Here is a 20,919-nt window from a genome sequence, read left to right on the forward strand (position 1 = left end):
CCTTTGGCCTTAGCTTTTCTGCGCGTCGTCTGTATCAAGCGCGTCGCGATATTCCGGTTTCACGACGCCGCCCAACCGTTTGATTTCATTCCGGATGGCATCTTTTTCCTCATCCGGGCCACGGCGAAAATCAACGGTTACACCGTCGTGGAAAGCCCAGATAAAGGCGTGAACCCAGGGCACGATGGCCAAAAAACCCATCCAGCCCATGATTTTGACGGCCTCGGCATGAGGGTGATTGCGCTTGATCGCGATGCGACCGGGCAACCCCATGATGAACAGGAACAAGCCCATGACCGCCGCAAGCAGCAATATCAGCGCGACAAATGTCAGGTAGTCATAAAATTCCAGCGGCTGACCCAGTAACCCCATGCTCGTGCCTCCATTTTGGGAAGGTACCCCATCCTCAGGCGTAGGTGCCCGGTACGTCAATCGAATTGTCTCTGCCCGGCGGGATCAGGCCCAAATCAAGTGACCCCAAAGGCAAGAACAACCGTAAATTGTCCCGATACTGGCAGGCGATTGGATATGTGGCAAGGAATGGGGCAATGAAACCGGCAGAAATGTAATCCGCACCGCAGGTTAAAGGCAGAGCTTCACCTGAGTCTCCCATTCCTCACATTTAGCTTTCAGATCATGTGGCAAAGCGTGGTCCGTGAAGAACATCCCGATATCGGCCAGCGATGCGATTCGCGCCGGGGCGGTGCGTTGAAACTTGGACTGATCCGCCACAAGAAACGTCTGCCGTGCCTGTGCGATAATCGTCTGGCTGACCTGAACCTCCTGAAAGTCGAAATCCAGAAGATCGCCATCGGCATCCAGTGCCGAACATCCGATGATCGCGTAATCGACCTTGAATTGCCGGATGGTCGAGGCCGTCAAATCTCCGATCAGGCCGCCGTCAGAGCGGCGCAGGACCCCACCCGCCACTACGACCCGGCACTCGGGGTTTTCAACCAGTATGTTGGCAACATTCATGTTGTTGGTCACGACCATCAGATTCTTGTGGTCCAGCAGACGCCGGGCGACGGCTTCGGTCGAGGTACCTATGTTCATGAATACCGATGCCCCGTCCGGAATGCTGGCTGCGCATATTTCGCCAATACGGGACTTGGCCTCTTCATTCAGGCCCCGGCGGTCTTCGTAGCCGATATTTGAAACGCCCGAGTGCAAAACGGCGCCGCCGTGGACCCGGTCGAGTTTCCCCATGTCAGCCAGTTCCGCCAGATCCCTGCGAATAGTCTGCACCGTCACGCTGAACTGTTCCGCCAGCCCTTCGACAGTCACTCGCCCTTGTTGGCGAGCGATTTCCAGTATGTCGGACTGACGGAAGGAAAGAGACATGCAAACTCCTGTCTTCTAAGGTGTATTCGTTTTTGTTCTCTTTTTTCGATTTTTTCAAGAGGAATGGATTTTTAAGTCAATTCGCGACGTAATTTTCGTAAAAGCGAAAGAAAACGAAAATTATAATTGACGAAGCGAAGGCGATTACGGTTAATGCGCATAGTTTTTCCAGACAGAGAATCGACCAGCTATGGAAGCGCAGGAAAACCCGATCACCGACCTTTTCATCATCGGCGGGGGGATCAACGGATGTGGAATCGCGCGGGACGCCGCCGGGCGGGGTCTTTCGGTTAGCCTGGCTGAAATGAACGATCTGGCCTCGGCCACGTCGTCGGCATCGACAAAGCTTTTTCACGGAGGGTTGCGGTATCTCGAATACTTCGAGTTTCGCCTAGTCCGAGAGGCCTTGATCGAACGTGAAACCCTGCTGCGAGCCATGCCGCATATCAGTTGGCCAATGCGCTTTGTGCTGCCCTATCACAAGGACATGCGATTTGACGCGGAAACGCCGACTTCGCGGCTGCTCAGCACAGTGATGCCATGGATGCGGGGCAGGCGTCCGGCCTGGCTGATCCGGTTGGGTCTATTTCTCTATGACCATCTCGGCGGGCGCAAAATCCTGCCGGGCACATCGTCGCTGAACCTGCGATCGGTGCCGGAAGGCAGGCCTTTGCAGGGTAAATTCGAAACCGCCTATGAGTATTCCGACTGCTGGATCGAGGATTCGCGCCTAGTCGTCCTGAACGCCCGCGATGCGCAGGCACGCGGGGCCGAGATCATGGTTCGCACCGAAGTCATGTCTGCAGATCGCGTTGACGGGCTGTGGCGTGTGACGGTTCGAGACCGGGACAGCGGAACCCAACGTGTCATTTGTGCAAAGATGCTGATCAATGCCGGCGGCCCCTGGGTCGGCGACATTATTCAGACCAGGATCCGCATGAATTCGCGCGATGGCGTGCGGTTGGTTCGCGGCAGTCATATCGTGACGCGCAGGCTGTACGATCACGACAAATGCTATTTCTTTCAGGGCGAAGACGGCCGGATCATTTTTGCAATTCCTTATGAGCAGGATTTCACCTTGATCGGAACCACCGATCAGGATCATCCTGATCCGTCCCAGCTGCCGGTCTGCACCGAGGACGAGCAGGACTATCTGTGTGCGTTCGCCTCGAAGTACTTTGATCAACCCGTATCGCGCGAGGATGTCGTATGGACCTATTCCGGCGTACGCCCGCTTTATGATGACGGGGCCAGCAGTGCTACGGCCGCGACGCGGGATTATACGCTCAAGGTCGATGCACAGGGCGGTGCGCCTGTTCTGAATGTCTTCGGCGGAAAAATCACGACCTATCGTCGGCTGGCCGAGAGCGCGATGGAAAAGGTTGCGGAACATTTCCCGGCTCTGTACGGGCCGTGGACCGCTGGTGTCGCGTTGCCGGGGGGTGATTTTCCGGTCGACGGAGTAGAGGATCTGGTTCAAGGCTTACGATCGGATTACGGTTTTCTGGACGAAAAATGGGCGCGCCGTCTGATCCGGGCCTATGGAACCGAAGCGCGCCTGATGCTGGGCGAGGCCCAAAACGCAGAAGATCTGGGGGAGGGGTTTGGAGCTTCGTTCACGGCTCGTGAACTGGCGTGGCTGATGGACCGGGAATTCGCGCGTAATGCCGAGGATGCAATTTGGCGGCGGAACAAATTGGGTCTGCGCCTGAGCTGTGAACAGATCGCGCGCATTCAGCAGTGGATGGATGAGCGGAAAAGATCAGGCGTAGCCGTATCCGCCTGATGGACAGAAAAAAGCCCCGCGGAAAACGCAGGGCTTCTTTGTTCTGTTTTATGCAGTCTCTTTCGGTGGAGCCGGATCATTCCGGGTGCCCTTGACCCATTCCCGCAGGCTTTGCATCAGAGCGTACAGGACAGGCACAAGAATGACGCCGACCAGCGTTGCCGCCAGCATTCCGCCAAATACAGCCACTCCGATGGCCTTCTGGCTGGCCGCGCCCGCGCCATTGGCTGCAAGCAATGGCACAACGCCCAGCAGGAACGAAAGTGCGGTCATCATCACGGCGCGGAAACGCTGGAATGCGGCCTCGGCCGCCGCGTCTCGGATCGACAGGCCATTGGCGCGTTGTTCCATCGCGAATTCGACAATCAGAATGCCGTTCTTCGAGGCAAGCCCCACAAGCATGATCATCCCGATCTGCGTGTAAAGATTGATGTCACTTCCCACGATGGCCACTGCAGCGACGGCGCCGAACAGGGCGACGATAACAGACAGCAGGATCGAGACAGGCAAAGTCCAGCTTTCATATTGTCCAACAAGGAACAGGTAGCCGAACAGAATCGCCAGTCCCAGGATCACTATAACCAGACTGCCCGATGCCAATTGCTGCTGCGCGGTCCCTGTCCATTCGAATGCGTAGCCGGGGGGCAGGGCATTTGCCGATTCCTCGGTCATCACAGTGATCGCGTCGCCGCTGGACAGCCCCGGTGCGGGTACTGCTGTCACGGTCGCGGATCGGAACAGGTTGTGACGTTTCAGCAGGACCGGCCCCAGCACGTTCTCGACGTCGATCAAAGTGCCGAGTGGCACCATCTCACCCTTGGTGGACCGCACATACAGGTTGGAGATGTCTTCGACATTGTCGCGATAGGTGCCGTCCGCCTGTATCATCACACGATAGACCCGGCCAAACAGGTTGAAGTCGTTGACATAGTACGACCCCAACTGCGCCTGCATGGTCTGAAAGATCTCGGCCACTGACACTTGCAGTGTCTTGGCCTTCTCGCGGTCCAGATCGACAAACAGCTGCGGGACATTCGCGCGGAAAGTGGTATAGGCCTGACCGATTTCGGGGCGCTGATTGGCTGCGTACACGAACGATCCTACCGCCGAGGCCAGATCCTGGGGCGTACCGCCACCGGTTTGCTGAACCTCCATCTCGACACCGGCGGACATGCCAAGCCCCTGAATGGGCGGTGGGTTGAACGCCACGATCGATGCAGCGGACTCGCCGTTTGCGATTGCCAGAACTTTGGCAAGGATGGCATTTGCGCTCAGGTCGTCCTCTTGCCGATCATCCCAATTGTCGAGGTTTACGAAGATCGCAGCGCCGTTGGTGATCGTTCCGTTCAGCAAAGAAAACCCGTTGACCAGAACCGTGCTTGCGACACCGGGGATTTCCTGAATCTGCGCATCCACACGGCGCGTGACGGCTTCGGTCCGTTCCAATGTGGCGGCGTCCGGCAATTGAACGTCGACAAACAGATAGCCGTTGTCTTCGAGCGGGATAAAGCCGCTGGACGTGTTCGACATGATCGTGCCGGTACCCATGGCAAGGGCAACGATGACACCCAGCGCGATGACCGGCAGGATCAGAAGTTTGCGCACAATGGCGACATACCCGCCGCGTACCGTGCCAATGAACTTCTCAAACACGGCAAGCAGGCCTTTGGGCGGGCCAGAGCGTTCCTTCAGCACAAGGCCGCACAAAGCGGGCGAAAGCGTCAGCGCGTTGATCGACGAAATCACCACCGCGGTCGAGATTGTGACGGCAAACTGTGAATACAATCGTCCCGAGATACCGGGCATGAAGGTCACGGGCACAAAGACGGCCAGCAGAACCAGAGTGGTCGCAATGACCGGCCCGGTGATCTGACCCATCGCCTTGCGGGTTGCCTCGGCCGGGGGCAGGCCCTCGTCCGCGATGATCCGTTCGACATTTTCAACGACAACGATGGCGTCGTCCACAACGATCCCGATGGCCAACACCAATGCAAACAGAGAGATCGTGTTCAGCGACATCCCGAAAAGCAGTAGAAAGGCGAACGTCCCGATCAGTGACACAGGAATCGCCACAGCCGGAATAATCGTTGCGCGCCAACTGCCAAGGAAGACGAACACAACCGAGATCACCAGAATGAAGGTCAGGATCAGGGTCGAGACCACATCGTTCAGCGATTGCTGGACAAAATCGGTGGTGTTGAACGGCACCTGGTATTCGACATCTGTCGGGAAGGCGCGAGACAATCGTTCGAGTTCCGCCTGCACACGCTCGGACACGGCCAGCGCGTTTGCTCCGGGTGCCTGATAAATGCCAAGCACGGTGGCCGGTACAGATTGGAAATACCCCGAAGCCGAGTAGAACTGGGCGCCAAGTTCAACCCGCGCGATATCCCGGACCCGAACGATCGAGCCCGCATCACCGGTCCGAATGACAATTTCACCGAATTCGGCAGCCGATGTCAGGCGTCCCTTAGTCTTGATCGTGTACTGGAATGTTTGTCCTTCCGGCACGGGCGGCGACCCGATTGAACCTGCCGAAACTTCGATATTCTGTTCGCGGATGGCGTTGATCACATCGCCGGGCGTAATGGACAGCGCGGCCATCTTGTCGGGATCCATCCAGATCCGCATGGCGTATTCCAGATTGGTCAGAACATCCGCCTTACCTACACCCTGCACACGCGCCAGCGCGTCCTTCAGGTTAATTGAGGCATAGTTCGACAGGAAGACGCTGTCATAAGTGCCATTGGGCGATGTCAGCGTTACAAGCAGCAACATGTTTGTCGATGCTTTCTGTGTAACCACGCCGGATGCAGTCACTTCGGTCGGCAATGACGACATGGCCTGCGCCACGCGGTTTTGCACGTTGACCGAAGCGATGTCAGGGTCGGTGCCCACTTCAAACGTAATGTTCAGCGAATACGATCCGTTATCGGATGAGGTTGACGTCATGTAGATCATGTCGTCCACACCGTTAACCTGCGCCTCGATCGGGGCGGCCACGGTGTTTTCCACGGTTTCAGCGTTCGCGCCTGTATAGGTCGTCGTGACGCTGACGACAGGTGGCGTGATGTCAGGGAACTGGGCGACCGGCAGGACAAGGTAGCCGATGCCGCCCATGATCGTCAGAACAAGCGAGATGACAAGCGCCAGCTTGGGCCGGCTGATGAACAGGGCTGAGAACATCCGTTATTCTCCCGGTTGCTCGGATGCGACAACCGCATCCACCGCGACACCCGGGCGAACCCTTTGCAGCCCTTCGACGATGACGCTTTCTCCCTCGCGCAGCCCGTCAAGCACGATGATGGCGGTGCCGAATGTATCGCCGGTGGTGATATAGCGTTGTTCGACCATCTGTTTGTCGTTGACGACCAGAACGAATTCGCCGCGCTGATCGCGTTGCAGTGCAGCCTGCGGGACCAGAACCCGCAAGGTCGGCTCCAGTGCCTCGATATGGACATTCAGGAATGCACCGTCGAGGATCAGGCGGCTTTCGTTGTCGAACTGGGCGCGAACGGTGATGGCACCGGTCAGCGGGTCAATGCGGTTGTCGACAAATACGATCTCGCCGGTTTCGTCCAGCTCTGTGCCATTGGGCAGCGTCACCCTGACCACCGGGCTTTTGTTGCTTTCGGCCAGGGATGAGGCGTTTTCATCGACGGCCTGCAGAACCGTGGTGAACTGTTTTTCGTTCAGCGAGAAATTGACATAGATCGGCGCTTCGCTGACCAGATTGACAAGTGGCGGATTGGTCGGGCCGACGACGTCGCCGACACTGGTGGATACCCGTCCGATCCGGCCCGTGAAAGGCGCGTGAATTTCAGTGTAGCTCAGGTCCAGTTCTGCCTGTTGAATGGCGGCATTGGCCGCTTTCACCTCGGCCTCGGCGACCAGTTCGTTGGCGCGGGCAATATCGCGTTCCGATTCCGGCGTCGCGTCGCGCTTGTACAATTCTTCCTTACGGGCCAGATCGACCTTGGCCAGTTCCAGATTGGCCTCGGCGCGATCCAGATCGGCTTTGCGAGCCTCCAGAGTGGCCTGATACAGGTCGGGTTCAATAGTGAACAGCAGGTCGCCCTGGGTCACGGAGGCTCCGTCCTCGACATTCTGGCTATCTAGGAACCCGCTGACCCGGGCGACAATATCGACCTTGTCGATGGCTTCGGCGCGCCCGATAAACACGGCCTCGTCAGTGATTTCCTCGGAATAGGCGGCCGCGATGGAAACCTTGGGCGGCGGCGCGTCGCTTTGTTCCTGTGCCAGTGCAGGTTGTACCATGCCCAAACAGGCCAGAACGGCAAAATACTTGCCAAGTGTCCTGACTGCTCCGCTGCTACGGAAAATCGGGTGCTTTGCTGCAAGGGACATGGAAAGAGCCTCGTTCAATCTATGGATTAGGCGCCGCGATGGCATGTGTGCCTTTTTTGAGTCGGCGGAATTACGTGGCAGGATGGCCGCTTTAAGACAATATCTCAAGTGTCGTGAATGTGTTCCCTTCCACTATGCATGCAGAGATTTCTCCGCCGATTGGTACATTTAGGTCGGTGCCCAAACAAAAACGGGGGCTCAAGCGGCCCCGTTTCGGTATTTCACATAGATGTTCGGTCAGGTGCGCGTTCCGGCAAACCGCGTTTGCCAGTCTTCGCGTTGTTCGTCGGTGATCTTGGCGAACAAAACCTCGGGCACTGTGAACGCGTGACCGGCGGGCAGGGCGTTGAGTGCGTCGGCGACATTGTCGGGCCAGCCGGTGTCCAGCGTGTTCATCGCGCTCAACATCCGGGCCGAGGTGTGGGGGATGAACGGCGCGCTTAGAACTGCATAAAGCCGGATCAGGTTCAGACCCAGCCGGACCTGCGCGGCAGCCTGTTCAGGGTCTTCCTTGAAGGTCGACCAAGGGGCGGCGGCTTGCAGATATTCATTGCCCGCAACCCAGATGGCCCGCAATTCTTGCGCGGATTTGCGGACATCCATCGCCTCCATGTGACCTTCATAAGCGCGAACACGTTTGGTGAGCTCCTCAATCAGCGCCTGTTCCCGGTCGCCGAAGGCACCGCCTTCCGGCACGGCCTCGCCGAATTTCGAGCGGCAGAACTTGGTAATACGGCTGACGAAGTTGCCCAGCACATCGGCCAGGTCCTTGTTCACGGATTGCTGGAAGTTTTCCCAGGTGAACTCACTGTCGCTGCTTTCGGGCGCATGGCTCAGCAACCACCAGCGCCAGTAATCGGCAGGCAGGATCTCCAGCGCCTGATCCATGAACACACCACGACCTTGGCTGGTTGAGAACTGTCCACCATCGTAGTTCAGGTAGTTGAAGGATTTCAGATGGTCCACCATCTTCCAAGGCTCGCCCGATCCCAGAATGGTTGCCGGGAAAGACAGGGTGTGGAAGGGCACGTTGTCCTTGCCCATGAACTGAACGTAACGGACATCATCGGCACCCTTGTCGGTACGCCACCAGCGTTCCCAATCGGCGTCGGTCCTGCCGTTCGCATCCGCCCATTCCTTGGCGCAGGCGATGTATTCAATCGGCGCGTCGAACCAGACGTAGAAGACCTTGCCTTCCATCCCCGGCCAGTCCTGTTCGCCTTTCTTGACCGGAACGCCCCATTCCAGATCGCGGGTGATACCCCGGTCTTGCAGGCCGTCGCCGTCATGCAGCCACTTTTTGGCAATCGATGTGGTCAGGATCGGCCAGTCTGTCTTGCTGTCGATCCATGCATCCAACTGGTCTTTCATCGCTGATTGACGCAGATACAGGTGTTTGGTTTCGCGCACTTCCAGATCGGTCGAGCCGGATATCGCCGAGCGCGGCTCGATCAGGTCGGTCGGGTCCAACTGCTTGGTGCAGTTCTCGCACTGGTCACCGCGCGCGCGCTCGTAGCCACAGTTGGGGCAGGTGCCCTCGATGTAGCGGTCGGGCAGGAACCGTTTGTCGGCGTTGGAATAGACCTGTTCCTCGCTGACTTCGCGGATCAGCCCGGCGTCATCCAGTTTGCCTGCAAAATGCTGCGTCAATTTCTTGTTCTGCTCGCTGGAGGAGCGTCCGAAGTGATCGAAGCTCAGGCCAAACCGCTTGGCGATATCGGCCTGAATGCCGTACATCTCGGCGCAATATTCCGCGACCGGTTTTCCTGCCTTGGCGGCAGCCAGTTCGGCCGGTGTCCCGTGTTCATCGGTGGCGCAAAGGAACATGACCTCATTCCCCCGGCCACGCTGGTAGCGTGCGTAAAGATCAGCAGGCAATTGCGAGCCGATCAAATTGCCGAGGTGTTTGATCCCGTTGATGTAAGGGATCGCCGAGGTGATGAGAATCCGAGCCATTTTCCGTTTCCGCGTATCTGTCTGCGCGCCCGTCTACAGTATGAATCTCGCCAGCAAAAGACCGGTTACACCGATAGACGCCCGAAAAGACGCGTAAGTGCAGAAGCAATGTGGCCTTCGCGCGGTGGTCTCGGACCATGTATGATGGTCGCGCAAATTGTTAACGGAGGTTTGAAATGAAGCTATTCGGGGTTCATCGCCTGATACAGGTGTCCGCCATTCTGTGTCTGACAGCATTCGCCACGCCGAGCGTTCAGGCTGACCAAAGCAAAGCCATGGATGCAATTGAAAGCTTTGACAAGGCGATGCTGTCGGTTTTTCGCCGTGGCCAGGATGCACTAACGTCTCAGACCCGACCGGTCATGGTGATCGCGCGGGATGTTACGATCCTGTCCGAGAATGGTCAGGTGTCCTTTCCCAGGGGCGCGCCAAACTATCTAATATTCAAGTCCACATCCCACGTTCTTTTAGGGATCATCGGTGCCGTCACCCCCTGGCCCGAGGAAGATGACGCTGATGCAAGGTGGAAAAAGGACTTTGCAGCCATTGCGCAAGAAATCGACACGTTGTTGCCGTCGTTGGAGGGCCTTGACCTGCCTGAAAACGAGATTGCCCGACAACGACAGATGCTTGAGGCCGCGCGCACCTTCACCAGCGGGGCGGTGAAGCGCGGTACCCTCACGCCGCAGGACGTAGCAAACGCTATCAACGAGATGCGTCCGGTTTGGGCGGCCAACATGCGCCAAGCGGCTCGGGCCGAGCTGTCCACGTTGCACAAGGCCGTGTCAGATGCGCGTGCCGCTATCAGTAAAGAAGACTGGGACAAAATGTATGTCGTTCATCACGGCGGGTCCAATGTTACGGGGACCAATGTCGTGGAACTGTATCTGGAGCGCGTGATGCCGCAGAAAGTTGCGGCGGGCCAGGTCATGTTTGCGGAAAACGCGCATGGCAACGAGGCGATGGCTGATTTCGTCGGCTATGAGAGAATGCAACGTCACGTGGGGGCCTGGGCTTTCGGAGATCCGGGGCGAATGGAAGTTGATCTGCTGGGATATGAGGCAGGTTCAATTCTGGATGAAATGATCCCGTCTTCTCCGCCTTCGGACTAGCGTCCGGGGCTTAGTTTCTTACACGACTGCTTGAACAACCAACTATGCCGCGGCACGTCGTGAAAAGGCGCAGGCCGAACACTGTCGAACCCGGCCCGGGGCTTTCCCGGCCCTTGTTTTATCGACCTTCACGCGACCGTTTCAGCAGACGGCCGACCGTGAACGAGGTGCGGGGGGCATAGACATAGTTGGTCCGTTCTTCCGGCGTTGGCCGCGATCTCATCCGAGCCAGGCCAAACCCGATCAGGAACACATGGCCCAGCGCGACAAAGGCAAACAACGCTCCGGGACCGAATTCCTGGATCAGTGTAGACGAGACATAGGGCGAGGCGATTGCGCCAAGGGCGTACCAGAACATCAGGGCCGCAGAAAGTTCGACCCGCTGTTCGGTTGTGGCAAAATCGTTGGCGTGTGCGGATGACACCGAAAAGATCGGGAATGTCGTGAAGCCGAACAGTCCTGCAGCCAGCATGACACCTACCGTGCCTGTGTCACTAGCCGCCATCGTTACCCCACAACTGAGCACCGCCGCGAAGGACAACCAGATCAGTACCCAGCGTCTGTCGTATTTGTCCGCAAGCCATCCCATCGGGTATTGCGCCAACGCCCCGCCAAGCACGAACGAGGCCAGGAAGAACGCGATCTGATCCACGCCCAGACCCACTTCTTGCCCGTATACCGGGCCGACCATCCTGAACGATGCAGAACTCAGCGCGGCCACAATAACGCCCGCCACCGCCAATGGAGAGCTGCTCCAGGCCAGTTTTGGTCGTAGTCGCGGCGCGTCGGGTGTTTTGGGCTGGCTGGCCCGGGTCAACGTCAGCGGCAGCAACGCGGCGCAGCACAGGATGGCCAGCAAATTGTACGAGACATAAGAGGCAGGCGGCAGGACCGCGATGATCAGCTGAGCGCTTAGGGACGCCCCCATATCCACGATACGATAAGTGCCCATGGCGCGCCCGCGTGTCTCGTTCGTGACCTTGGCGTTCAACCATGCCTCGATCACCGTATAGCTTCCCGCAACGCATGTGCCCGAGGCTACGCGCAACGCGGCCCAGATATATGGATTTTCAGTCAGTGTGTGTCCGATCAGCCCCATGGCCCCCAGCGCGGTGCACACGGCAAAAGCGCGGGAATGGCCGACGTTGCCCATCAGACGCGGAGCCCACCAGCATCCTACGAAAAAGCCCAGGAAATGGGCCGAACCCAGCATACCGATCTGCTCGGTGGTAAAGTTGAGCGTCAGACCGGAAATTGCGTCCAGTGGACCCACGCCGCCTGTCGACAGTTGTAGTAAAATGACAGAAAGAAACAGGGCCGCAAAGGAAATGAGTGTACGCATGATGTTCTCAACTTGACTGTCCAGGCCGGGATTTCACGCACGTTATCGACCTTGCGGAGTCGTTTTTGTCAAATCCCTTCAGTCTTTACCTTTGATTTCGGCACGAATGTCCAGCCCCACTGTGTCCTGCACCAGATCGGCATAGCCCGACGCGCCAAAATCGTGCCGGTTCAGGGCGCCGCGCAGGCGGATCGACAATTCGTTCAGGTCTTGGGTCGCAGTGCCGCGCTGACGGTACAGCGCGGCCTGCAGTGTGATCGGACGTGTGATGCCGCGCAGGGTCAGATCGCCGGTAATTTGCGCGCCGTCTGAGATTCGGCCACTTTGGCCAAGTTGAATGCGGGTCGATCTGAAACGGATGGTCGGATAGGTGCTGGCGTCCAGCACACTCGCGCTCAGCATCGGTCCTTTTGCAATGGGCATTCGGGTTCGCGCCTTGGCAACATCCATGAGGACATCGACCTTGCTGTTGGCAAGGTCTGACAGGTCAAGGGCAATGCTGGCCGACCGGATCGGCATGGTGCCGGATTGCAGGATTCCGGCCAGGTCGAATGTAAAGCTGACTGTGGTTCCGTCTGGAACAAGTTCGTAAGGGCGCAGGGCCGCCTGTGCCGGGTGCGGCAGGGCTGCTGCGGCCAGACCGGCCAAGACGTCGCGTCGGGTCAGGCGCGTCATGCGGTGCCGTATTTGCATTGGAAATTGACTTGTCTGGTTAACATCGGGGCCCTGAGGTGGATTGGTTAGCTCTGACCCTCAGCTAGAGCCCGGCTTTGTGTTTGGCCAATCACATCCTTCGTGAATGGCCCGATCAGGCCGGAACATCCTGCGCTTCGGTCCGGTGCAGGTGCAGGCCCGCGCGCGGTTTGGTCTGGGTGGCTTGCCAGCTGACCGGGGGCAGGGCGCGGGCGCGGCGGCGGGTCAGAGTCCAGGACCGGGCCTCGCCCTTGTGGTTCGCCGCCATGTGCCAGCGCGTCTCGACACCTTGCGCGCCGCCATCGCCGGGTGTCAGCAGCAGCCCGAGCGGTGCCCGCCCCATCGCGCCGCCCTGTTCTGCGGCCAGATGCATCCGTCGTACCGGTGTCAGCCCGGGCGCACCGGGCAGGTCGCCAATGATCAGCGGGATGGCCCCGCTGCGCAACGCCTCTTCCATGCACCACAGCAGGTCTTCGGCGCGGTTGGGGCGGACGAACAGGAAACGCGCGGGGTCGGCAAAAGGCATCATCCCGTCAGGGTTCAGCTGGCCGGGCTCCCACGCGGGGGAAATCCACAGCACCGGCCCCTGTGCCTGACCCGCCAGCCACATGGCAAAGCTGCGTCGGGCAGGGCCGCAGGCCTCGTGCACGCGGGCCAGTTGCAGGGTGATCTGAGGGTGCAGTTTTATCCCCGGCGCCTCGCGCGCGGGTTTGCGGCCAAGAAGGTGTGCAGACATGCCGTCAGGTTAGCATGTTCCCATTTTGTTCTCAAGATTGGATGTGATCCCGGAAGCTATTTAACGAGACAGGATCAGACGGCCATCGGCAAACTGGATGTTCGAGAAACGATGCAGATAATCCATGCCCAGAAGGGACTGATGCAGCTCGCCTTCGTTGATCCAGGCCGAGATGTTGCGGTCTACGATCGGGCCAAGCTCGAGGCTGTCCAGACGTACGGGTGCTGTCCGGACTTCTCCGTTCGCGGTGGCGGCGCGGCCAAAATAGTTCAACTGATCCGGATCAATGCCGACGCGCCTTGCGTCTGCGGAACTCAGGACAATCTGACTGGCTCCGGTATCGACGAGAAATGTAATCGGCTCTCCGTTCACCAGAACTGGCAGGTAATAGTGCCCGTCATAAGACCGGGGAACCGCAACCGTGTCGCCGGTTACGGACATCTGCGCCGAAGGGCCCACGGTTGAACGGATGTCTTCCCACAGACCCACCACAGCTATCACGCCAATAAAGATGAACACCCAGGCCATCATCTGTTGCAGGGTCTTGTTCAGCGATTGCCGGTTCTGAGAGATGAACCAGACCACCACCGCTGCGCCGAGCAGGCTCAGATACGCCAAACGTGCAATGCTGTCGCCATCCATACCGTTATCCCAACAATATTACCTGAGTGATATATGGGGATTCAGGACGCAAATCCAAAGGCCTTAAGGCCATCCAGGATGAACTGAACCGACAATGCCGCCAGCAACATGCCCAGCAGGCGGGTCAGTACGTTCAGCCCGGTTTTGCCCAGAATACGGGCCACAGCGCCGGATGTCAGATACATCACGAACACCATCGCCAGCACGACCAGCATCACACCGATGACGACGGCCAGCCCCTGTATGCCGGGCTGCTGACCCGCCAGCAAAATCATCGTTGCAATCGCGCCCGGACCTGCAATCAACGGAATGCCCAGCGGAAAGACCGACGGATCGGGGTGTTCTTCTTCCTCGGCGCTGGTTTCACGCCGTTTTGTTCGGCGCTCAAACAGCATGTCGAGCGCTGTCAGAAACAGCAGTACGCCACCGGCGACCCGGAATGCCTCCATCGAGATACCGACAAACCCCAGAAGCGCTTCGCCAAAGGCGGCAAACATGGCCAGAATGACGCCCGCCGTCAGACACGCGCGGATTGCGATCGAGCGGCGCGTGTTCCAATCCATGCCCTGGGTCAACGCCACAAAGATCGGTGTTTGCGCAGGCGGGTCGAGCACCACGAATAGCGTCGTGAACGCGGTAATCAGGAATGCGCTGTCTATCACTGTTTGCTGCTCCGTTGCAGGTCTTGTAGGACACGCAAGGCGTCTTGCGACTGCGCTGCGGGGACATAGATGTGGTCGTGGTGATATCCCGCGACCATGTTTGCAGGTATTCCCTGCCGCGCCAAAGCACCAGATACGGCAGCGGTAAGGCCTACGCCCTCCAGCGAGGAATGAACCTGCAATGTGATGCAGTGCATGGGGACCGTGTCTTGTGGCGCGCTGTCAATCGGGACGATCAGGGTCAACCCCTCAGCCTCGACACAGCTTGCACGTGTTCCGTCAGGCCAGGGTTTGTTGTCAGGCCAGACCACAAAGGCAAACGCACCGGGCTGCAAAACGGGGCGCATGCCGGAAATCATGGCATTGGTGTCCTTGACGGGTTGGGTCATGCGGATTCCGCCTGTTCCAGTCGTTCGGCGGCCGCAACCCACAAGGTCTCGGCCTTTTGCATGGCTTCGACAACCTCGGCAAATTTGCGGTTCCAGGATTCCAGATCGTTGATCCGGTCGTCTTCATACAGCGCTGGGTCTGCCAGTTTGGCCGACAGCTTCTCGTGCATGTCGCTCAACTTCTCGATCCGGTCCTCACATTTGCGCAGATCAGCGCGCAGGGCCAGCATCGCCTCGCGCGACGGGCGTTTGGGTTTGGCCGCTTGCGGTTTTCCCTTAAGCGGTTTTTCTCGGGCCAGCAGCATGGCGCGATAGGCTTCAAGGTCGCCGTCAAAGGGCTTGACCGTGCCGTCCGATACCAGCCAAAGCCGATCTGCGACCAGCGACAGCAAATGCATGTCGTGGCTGACCAGAACAACCGCGCCGGAATATGCAGTCAGCGCCTCGACCAGCGCCTCGCGGCTTTCGATGTCCAAGTGGTTTGTCGGTTCGTCGAGGATCAGCATATGCGGCGCGTCGATCGTTGCGATCAGCAGCGACAGGCGGGCCTTCTGTCCGCCCGAGAGGCGGCCGACCACTGTCTCGGCCTGATCGGCGTGCAAACCGAATCCGGCCAGACGAGACCGCCACTTGCCCGGCGCCTCGTTTGGGCGCAGGCGGCGCAAGTGATCCAGCGGCGTTTCATCAACATAAAGCTCATCCACCTGATGCTGGGCGAAATAGCCGATCCGCAACTTGTTGCTGCGGGTCATTTTGCCGGCCATCAGGGGCAGGCGGTCGGACAGCAGCTTGGACAGGGTCGATTTCCCCTGACCGTTCTTGCCCAACAGCGCAATGCGGTCGTCCTGGTCGATGCGCAGGTTCAGACGTCGCAGAACCTCGGTCTCACCATAGCCCGTCACGCCGCCTTCGATCTGGATGATCGGAGGAGATAGCTCCTCGGGGTCAGGAAAGGAGAATGCGCGTAGCGCGGCTTCTTGCGGGGTCGAAACCAGTTGGATGCGTTCGATCATTTTCAGGCGCGATTGGGCCTGAACGGCTTTAGAGGCCTTGTACCGGAACCGGTCCACAAAGCTTTGCAGATGGGCGATGCGCGCCTTGGCCTTGGCGTTCTCGGATTCAGCCTGCGCCAGCCGCTCGGCGCGACGCTCGGCGAATTTGTCATAGGGCACCGCGTAATAGGTCAGCTTGCGGTCTTCCAGATGAAGGATCGATCCCACCGCGCGGTTCAGCAGACCCCGGTCGTGACTGATGATGATGACCGTATGCGGATATTTTGCCAGATAGCTTTCCAGCCACACCGCACCTTCGAGGTCCAGATAGTTGGTCGGTTCGTCCAGAAGCAGCAGATCGGGTTGCGAAAACAGCACCGCCGCCAGTGCAACGCGCATCCGCCACCCGCCTGAGAAATCCGAACAGGGCCGCAACTGGTCTTCATCGTCAAAACCCAGTCCTTTCAGGATCGAAGCCGCGCGCGCCTCGGCCGACCAGGCGTTGATGTCGACCAGACGGGTCTGGATATCGGCAATCCGCGCCGGGTCGGTGGCTGCGTCGGCCTCGGCCAACAGCGCGCTGCGTTCGGTGTCGGCGGCCAGAACCGTATTGATCAGCGAAACATCGGAGGAGGGGACTTCCTGTGCCACCCCGCCAATCCGCGCGCGACTGGGCAGTTTGATGTTGCCCGATTCCAGCGCCAGCTCCCCACGGATGAGGCGGAAGAGGGTGGTCTTGCCTGTGCCATTGCGCCCGACAAGACCCACCTTGTGGCCGTCAGGTATTGTTGCGCTGGCCCCGTCGAACAGGGGACGGCCTTCTACCGCGTAGGTTATGTCTTCGATCCGTAACATGAGCCGCTCATAACAGAGGGTGAAATTGGCCGCCAGCAGCTTGACATGTTCAGCACGCGATCAATGTGATAGCGCTGACATGATTTCACCCGGAACGGATTGTTGAATGAGACCCGCGCGAACGCCTCCATCCCTGATCACGCTGGTCCTGATCACTGCGTTGTCGGTTCTGTCGCTGAACATGTTTCTGCCATCTCTGCCTCATATCGGCGAGGACTTGCAGGCAGATTACGGTCTCGTGAACCTGTCTGTTGCAGGGTACCTGGCGCTGTCTGCGGTTTTGCAACTGATCATGGGGCCTTTGTCCGACAGGTTCGGTCGCAGGCCGGTATTGCTGTGCTGCATGGGACTTTTCGTCATCGCCTCGATCGGCTGCGCCATGGCCCAATCGATCTGGGTGTTTCTGGGTTTCCGAATGTTGCAGGGCGCTGTTATCGCGGGGCAGGTTCTGGCGCGCGCCGCCATCCGCGACATGCATCCTCCCAATGAGGCCGCCAGCAAACTGGGTTATGTCTCGATGGCCATGGCACTGGCGCCAATGCTTGGCCCGATGCTGGGCGGAGTGCTTGAGATGTTGTTCGGCTGGCGGGCCGGATTTGTTCTGTATTTCCTGATGGGAACAGGCCTTCTGGCGCTGGTCTGGGTCGATCTGGGCGAGACCAACACCAACACAACCGCAACATTCCTGGCCCAGATGAAGCTCTATCCGCTGCTGTTCAACTCGCGACGGTTCTGGGGGTATTCATTCTGTGCCGCCTTTTCCATCGGCGGGTTCTACGCCTTCATCACCGGTGCACCACTTGTTGCGGCGACGTGGTTCGATCTGAACCCGGCCTTGCTGGGGCTAGGGATCGGGATCATCACGATGGGGTTCATGGCCGGCAGCTTTCTGACCGGACGGCTTGCAGCCCGCACAAGACTGAGCACCCTGATTCTTGCAGGGCGAGTGATCGCTTCGGTTGGCCCCCTAATCGGCCTGATGACGTTTCTTGGGGGCGTGGGGACTGTCTGGTCCTTCTTTGGTTCCGCCGTGTTTGTCGGGTTTGGGAACGGGCTGACCGTGGCCAACGCGACCGCCGGTCTGATGTCCGTGCGGCCCCAGCTTGCAGGCAGCGCAGCAGGTCTTTCGGGCGCTATGACGGTGGCCTTGGGTGCGATCCTGACTTCGGCCACCGGGGTACTGGTCACCCCCGGAAACGCACCCTTCATCGTGCTGGGGATGATGGGCGTCAGCAGTTTCGCGGGCCTTCTTGCCGTGCTCTATGTGCGCTGGATCGACCAGCGTGACCCGTTGCCCGACACGATCTGATCCGCAAAGCATCATAGTGCTTTTCATAAGGGACAGACCATGCTAGGCGGCGCGCGATAGATTTCGGCGCGGGTCCGCGTCATATAGTAAGGAGAGGCCGACATGGCACTGGAACGCACATTCTCGATCATCAAACCCGATGCAACCCGCCGCAACCTGACTGGCAAGATCAACGCCAAGTTCGAAGAAGCCGGCCTGCGCATCGTTGCGCAAAAGCGCATCCACATGACCAAGGAACAAGCCGGCAAGTTCTACGAAGTACATGCCGAGCGTCCGTTCTATGACGAACTGTGCGAATTCATGTCGTCGGCTCCGGTCGTTGTTCAGGTTCTGGAAGGCGAAGGCGCCATTGCAAAGAACCGTGAAGTCATGGGCGCAACCAACCCTGCAGACGCAGCAGCTGGCACCATCCGCGCCGAGTTCGCTGAATCGGTTGGCGAAAACTCGGTCCACGGTTCGGACGCACCTGAGACAGCAGCGGTTGAAATCGCTTACTTCTTCTCGGGCATCGAGCTGGTCGGCTAAGCCACCACTTTGGTGAACCGATTAGGCCGCCTCCGGTTTCGGGGGCGGTTTTTTTTGTTCAAACTGGCTTGAGGTCATTCGACGTGATGCGCACTCCGATGGCGTCGAGGTCCGAAACCAACTTCGATTGCGGGGCGGTCTTTGTATTGGCCTTGATCGCATCGAACCTTTGACGCAGCGCTTTCTTTTCCTCGCCTTTGCAATCGTTCCAGGGGCGGCCCTGCAATCCCATGACAAGTACATAGTAGCCAATGAAATGCGGTCGTGACCCTGCGTGAAGCAGCCGGGCATACGCCGCGTCGGCCCCCAGTTCGCGCAACTCCTGCGCCGAATGAATTCCAGCGCGTGCGCATGCCTGTTCAAAGGCAGGGCCGAGGTTGCGGATGGATGAAACAGGATCTGACATGCCCAAGTCTTATCTGGACGCCGCGATGCTGTCATCCGGTTGATGGAGTGTCGCCGGCCTGAAGGATAACATTGACGCAATGCTTGCCTGATCACCCAAGCTACGGTTTCATGGTGCCATATTGCCGTGAAGTCTCCGATGTTGGAAAATCAAGGAAACCGGTAACAATCGGTAGCCGAATACAATGTCGCGAAAGCCGGGTGATCGAAGAAGTGAGTGAGACAGAAATCATGGAAACTTTTTTGATCGATGAGCCCCGCGTGCCTCTCAAGGACCGACCCTGATGGTGCAACTGGCCGGAGTGTACGTTGTTGAAGGGAAATTTGACCCGCTTGCGTTCAACAAGGGCCTGAAAGGGCTGGCCTTACGGGTTGAAGGTGGGAATCCGCCGCAGTCCTTCAACTGGCTGGATTGCCACGATCAATCGCTCAGGTCGGCAGGGTCGATCTTGCTGGAGGTCGGCGAAACACTGCGGCTTTTGCAGGGCAATGCAGGATTTCCGGTTCAGAAGGGCACAGGCACGGGAAAGTTCGTTCAGGATCTATCGGACGGTCCGGTACGTGATGCATTGAACGGATTTCCAAAGCTGCGTGCATTGATGAACCTTGGTGCAGGAGATTTGGAAATCCAGGAATTTGCCGCAGTTGACAATTTGGAAAAGACGCGTGTGCGCGGCGAACTGATTTCGCTGAAATCCGAAAACAGGCAGGCGACATTGGTGCGAGTTCGTTCCCTGCGCGGATATGAACCCGCGTATGAAACGATCTGCGCAGCATTGCAGGAAATGGCCGGGGACGAAGGCGGTCTTGATGTCGTTTACCCCATCCTGTTCCCTGAAACGCCCCCGTATCAATCCAAACCTATCGTACTATTGGGAAAAGAAGAGCCTTCAATCGAGGTTGCCGTGGATCTGATGCGCACCTTTCTGGCTGTTGCGCGGCGGAACGAAGCGGGTGTTATTGCCGACATTGATACCGAGTTTCTTCACGACTACCGCGTTTCGTTGCGGCGTGTCCGCTCGGTTCTCAGCCTGTTCAAAGGGGTCTTTTCACCTGCGCATACGAATGCCCTCAAGCGGCAATTTTCCGACCTTATGGCCCCGACCGGTCGGCTGCGGGACTTGGATGTGTACCTTTTGGAAAAGGATATGTATTTCAGCTTGATACCGCCCAATCTTCATGACGGTGCCGAGGCCATGTTTCGGCAATTCCAGACGGAACGTGCGCAGAAACTTTCAAGCCTGTCCCGTCGGTTCCGCAGTGCAGCCTATCAAAAGCAGATGGATGACCTTGCGGCGCTGCTTGCAGCTCCCCAGTCTTTGCAACCCGGGCCCAACGCCGAACGCGGCGCTTATGAATATGCTTGCGCCCTGATCTGGAAACGCTACCGCAAGGTTTGCAAAAGGGCGCGGCGTATATCCCCCATGACCCCGGATAAAGCGGTCCACGATCTCAGGATCGACTGCAAGAAACTCAGGTATCTTATGGAGTACTTTGCACCACTTTTTGATGCAAAGGCATTCAAGTCGATCATCAAGCCATTGAAAAAGTTGCAAGATAATCTGGGGCGTTTCAATGACTGTTCAGTCCAGCAGGACGCGCTGCTAGGGTTTGTGACTAAACAGTCGAACACACAAGGCCGGGTGGATGCCCAAATGGCCTTGGCCGCTGGTGGGCTGATTTCGGTGCTTGATCAGCGGCAAAAATCCGAACGGGATCGTGTGATCGCCAATTTCAACCTTTTTGACAGCCCGGACATCCGGCATCTTTTCCGCAGCTTGTTTCATCATAAGGGGGACTGAG

18 protein-coding genes are annotated in these 20,919 nt (G+C 58.3%); 5 read left to right on the forward strand and 13 right to left on the reverse strand.

The genetic code is table 11. The features are described from left to right. Positions 1-9 precede the first annotated feature (9 nt). Together ACR3EQ_RS03325 and ACR3EQ_RS03330 are read right to left on the reverse strand one after the other, a co-directional pair. Positions 10-372, reverse strand: a complete 363-nt coding sequence (locus ACR3EQ_RS03325; protein ID WP_170616246.1) for a DUF3302 domain-containing protein — start codon at positions 370-372, stop codon at positions 10-12. Between the two features lie 210 nt (positions 373-582). Continuing rightward, the gene (locus ACR3EQ_RS03330) at positions 583-1,344 is read right to left on the reverse strand and encodes a DeoR/GlpR family DNA-binding transcription regulator (RefSeq protein ID WP_480489708.1); all 762 of its coding nucleotides are present in this window, start codon (positions 1,342-1,344) and stop codon (positions 583-585) included. A gap of 190 nt (positions 1,345-1,534) precedes the next feature. On the opposite strand from ACR3EQ_RS03330, the gene glpD reads away from it, so the two are divergent. Beyond that, a complete protein-coding gene (glpD, locus tag ACR3EQ_RS03335) occupies positions 1,535-3,130 on the forward strand; it encodes a glycerol-3-phosphate dehydrogenase (protein WP_480489709.1) in 1,596 nt (531 codons plus the stop codon). Positions 3,131-3,178: 48 nt separating this feature from the next. Here the strand turns inward: glpD and ACR3EQ_RS03340 are convergent, their stop codons facing one another. The 3 genes from ACR3EQ_RS03340 to metG form a co-directional block, all read right to left on the reverse strand. Further along, complete coding sequence (locus ACR3EQ_RS03340) at positions 3,179-6,316, reverse strand: efflux RND transporter permease subunit (protein WP_170616252.1); 3,138 nt, start codon at positions 6,314-6,316, stop codon at positions 3,179-3,181. Positions 6,317-6,319: 3 nt separating this feature from the next. Then, on the reverse strand, positions 6,320-7,498 hold the full coding sequence (locus ACR3EQ_RS03345; RefSeq protein WP_170616254.1) for an efflux RND transporter periplasmic adaptor subunit: 1,179 nt from the start codon (positions 7,496-7,498) through the stop codon (positions 6,320-6,322). Positions 7,499-7,735: 237 nt separating this feature from the next. After that, positions 7,736-9,454 carry a methionine--tRNA ligase gene (gene metG / locus ACR3EQ_RS03350; protein WP_480489710.1) on the reverse strand — a complete coding sequence of 573 codons (1,719 nt, stop codon included), beginning with the start codon at positions 9,452-9,454 and terminating at the stop codon, positions 7,736-7,738. Positions 9,455-9,630: 176 nt separating this feature from the next. On the opposite strand from metG, the gene ACR3EQ_RS03355 reads away from it, so the two are divergent. Then, positions 9,631-10,566 (forward strand): hypothetical protein, encoded by a 936-nt coding sequence (locus ACR3EQ_RS03355; RefSeq protein ID WP_170616258.1) that lies wholly within the window; start codon positions 9,631-9,633, stop codon positions 10,564-10,566. A 118-nt stretch (positions 10,567-10,684) separates the two neighbouring features. On the opposite strand, the gene ACR3EQ_RS03360 is transcribed toward ACR3EQ_RS03355, so the two are convergent. From ACR3EQ_RS03360 to ACR3EQ_RS03390, 7 genes are all read right to left on the reverse strand, one after another. After that, positions 10,685-11,908, reverse strand: a complete 1,224-nt coding sequence (locus ACR3EQ_RS03360; RefSeq protein ID WP_170616260.1) for an MFS transporter — start codon at positions 11,906-11,908, stop codon at positions 10,685-10,687. A 78-nt stretch (positions 11,909-11,986) separates the two neighbouring features. Next, entirely contained in the window at positions 11,987-12,583 is a 597-nt protein-coding gene (locus ACR3EQ_RS03365; protein ID WP_170616262.1) for a YceI family protein, read from the reverse strand. A 133-nt stretch (positions 12,584-12,716) separates the two neighbouring features. Further along, entirely contained in the window at positions 12,717-13,337 is a 621-nt protein-coding gene (locus ACR3EQ_RS03370; protein ID WP_170676757.1) for an ImuA family protein, read from the reverse strand. A 60-nt stretch (positions 13,338-13,397) separates the two neighbouring features. Then, positions 13,398-13,979: a retropepsin-like aspartic protease family protein gene (locus ACR3EQ_RS03375; protein ID WP_480489712.1), complete on the reverse strand. Its 582-nt coding sequence runs from the start codon at positions 13,977-13,979 to the stop codon at positions 13,398-13,400. Between the two features lie 41 nt (positions 13,980-14,020). Continuing rightward, positions 14,021-14,641: a MarC family protein gene (locus ACR3EQ_RS03380; RefSeq protein ID WP_170616279.1), complete on the reverse strand. Its 621-nt coding sequence runs from the start codon at positions 14,639-14,641 to the stop codon at positions 14,021-14,023. After that, on the reverse strand, positions 14,638-15,030 hold the full coding sequence (locus tag ACR3EQ_RS03385; RefSeq protein ID WP_480489714.1) for an ACT domain-containing protein: 393 nt from the start codon (positions 15,028-15,030) through the stop codon (positions 14,638-14,640). The genes ACR3EQ_RS03380 and ACR3EQ_RS03385 overlap by 4 nt, the downstream gene beginning before the upstream one ends. Beyond that, a complete protein-coding gene (locus ACR3EQ_RS03390) occupies positions 15,027-16,877 on the reverse strand; it encodes an ABC-F family ATP-binding cassette domain-containing protein (RefSeq protein WP_480489716.1) in 1,851 nt (616 codons plus the stop codon). The genes ACR3EQ_RS03385 and ACR3EQ_RS03390 overlap by 4 nt, the downstream gene beginning before the upstream one ends. A gap of 106 nt (positions 16,878-16,983) precedes the next feature. Here ACR3EQ_RS03390 and ACR3EQ_RS03395 point away from each other — a divergent pair, with 106 nt between their 5' ends. Then, positions 16,984-18,186, forward strand: coding sequence for a multidrug effflux MFS transporter (locus tag ACR3EQ_RS03395; protein WP_170616285.1), 1,203 nt, complete (start codon positions 16,984-16,986; stop codon positions 18,184-18,186). A 102-nt stretch (positions 18,187-18,288) separates the two neighbouring features. Further along, positions 18,289-18,711 (forward strand): nucleoside-diphosphate kinase, encoded by a 423-nt coding sequence (gene ndk, locus ACR3EQ_RS03400; RefSeq protein ID WP_155143779.1) that lies wholly within the window; start codon positions 18,289-18,291, stop codon positions 18,709-18,711. A 58-nt stretch (positions 18,712-18,769) separates the two neighbouring features. Here the strand turns inward: ndk and ACR3EQ_RS03405 are convergent, their stop codons facing one another. Beyond that, positions 18,770-19,117, reverse strand: a complete 348-nt coding sequence (locus ACR3EQ_RS03405; RefSeq protein WP_170616287.1) for a TfoX/Sxy family protein — start codon at positions 19,115-19,117, stop codon at positions 18,770-18,772. A gap of 283 nt (positions 19,118-19,400) precedes the next feature. Here ACR3EQ_RS03405 and ACR3EQ_RS03410 point away from each other — a divergent pair, with 283 nt between their 5' ends. Next, entirely contained in the window at positions 19,401-20,918 is a 1,518-nt protein-coding gene (locus ACR3EQ_RS03410; protein WP_480489718.1) for a CHAD domain-containing protein, read from the forward strand. Position 20,919 lies beyond the last annotated feature (1 nt).

This window comes from Ruegeria sp. AN11 (genome assembly GCF_056536005.1).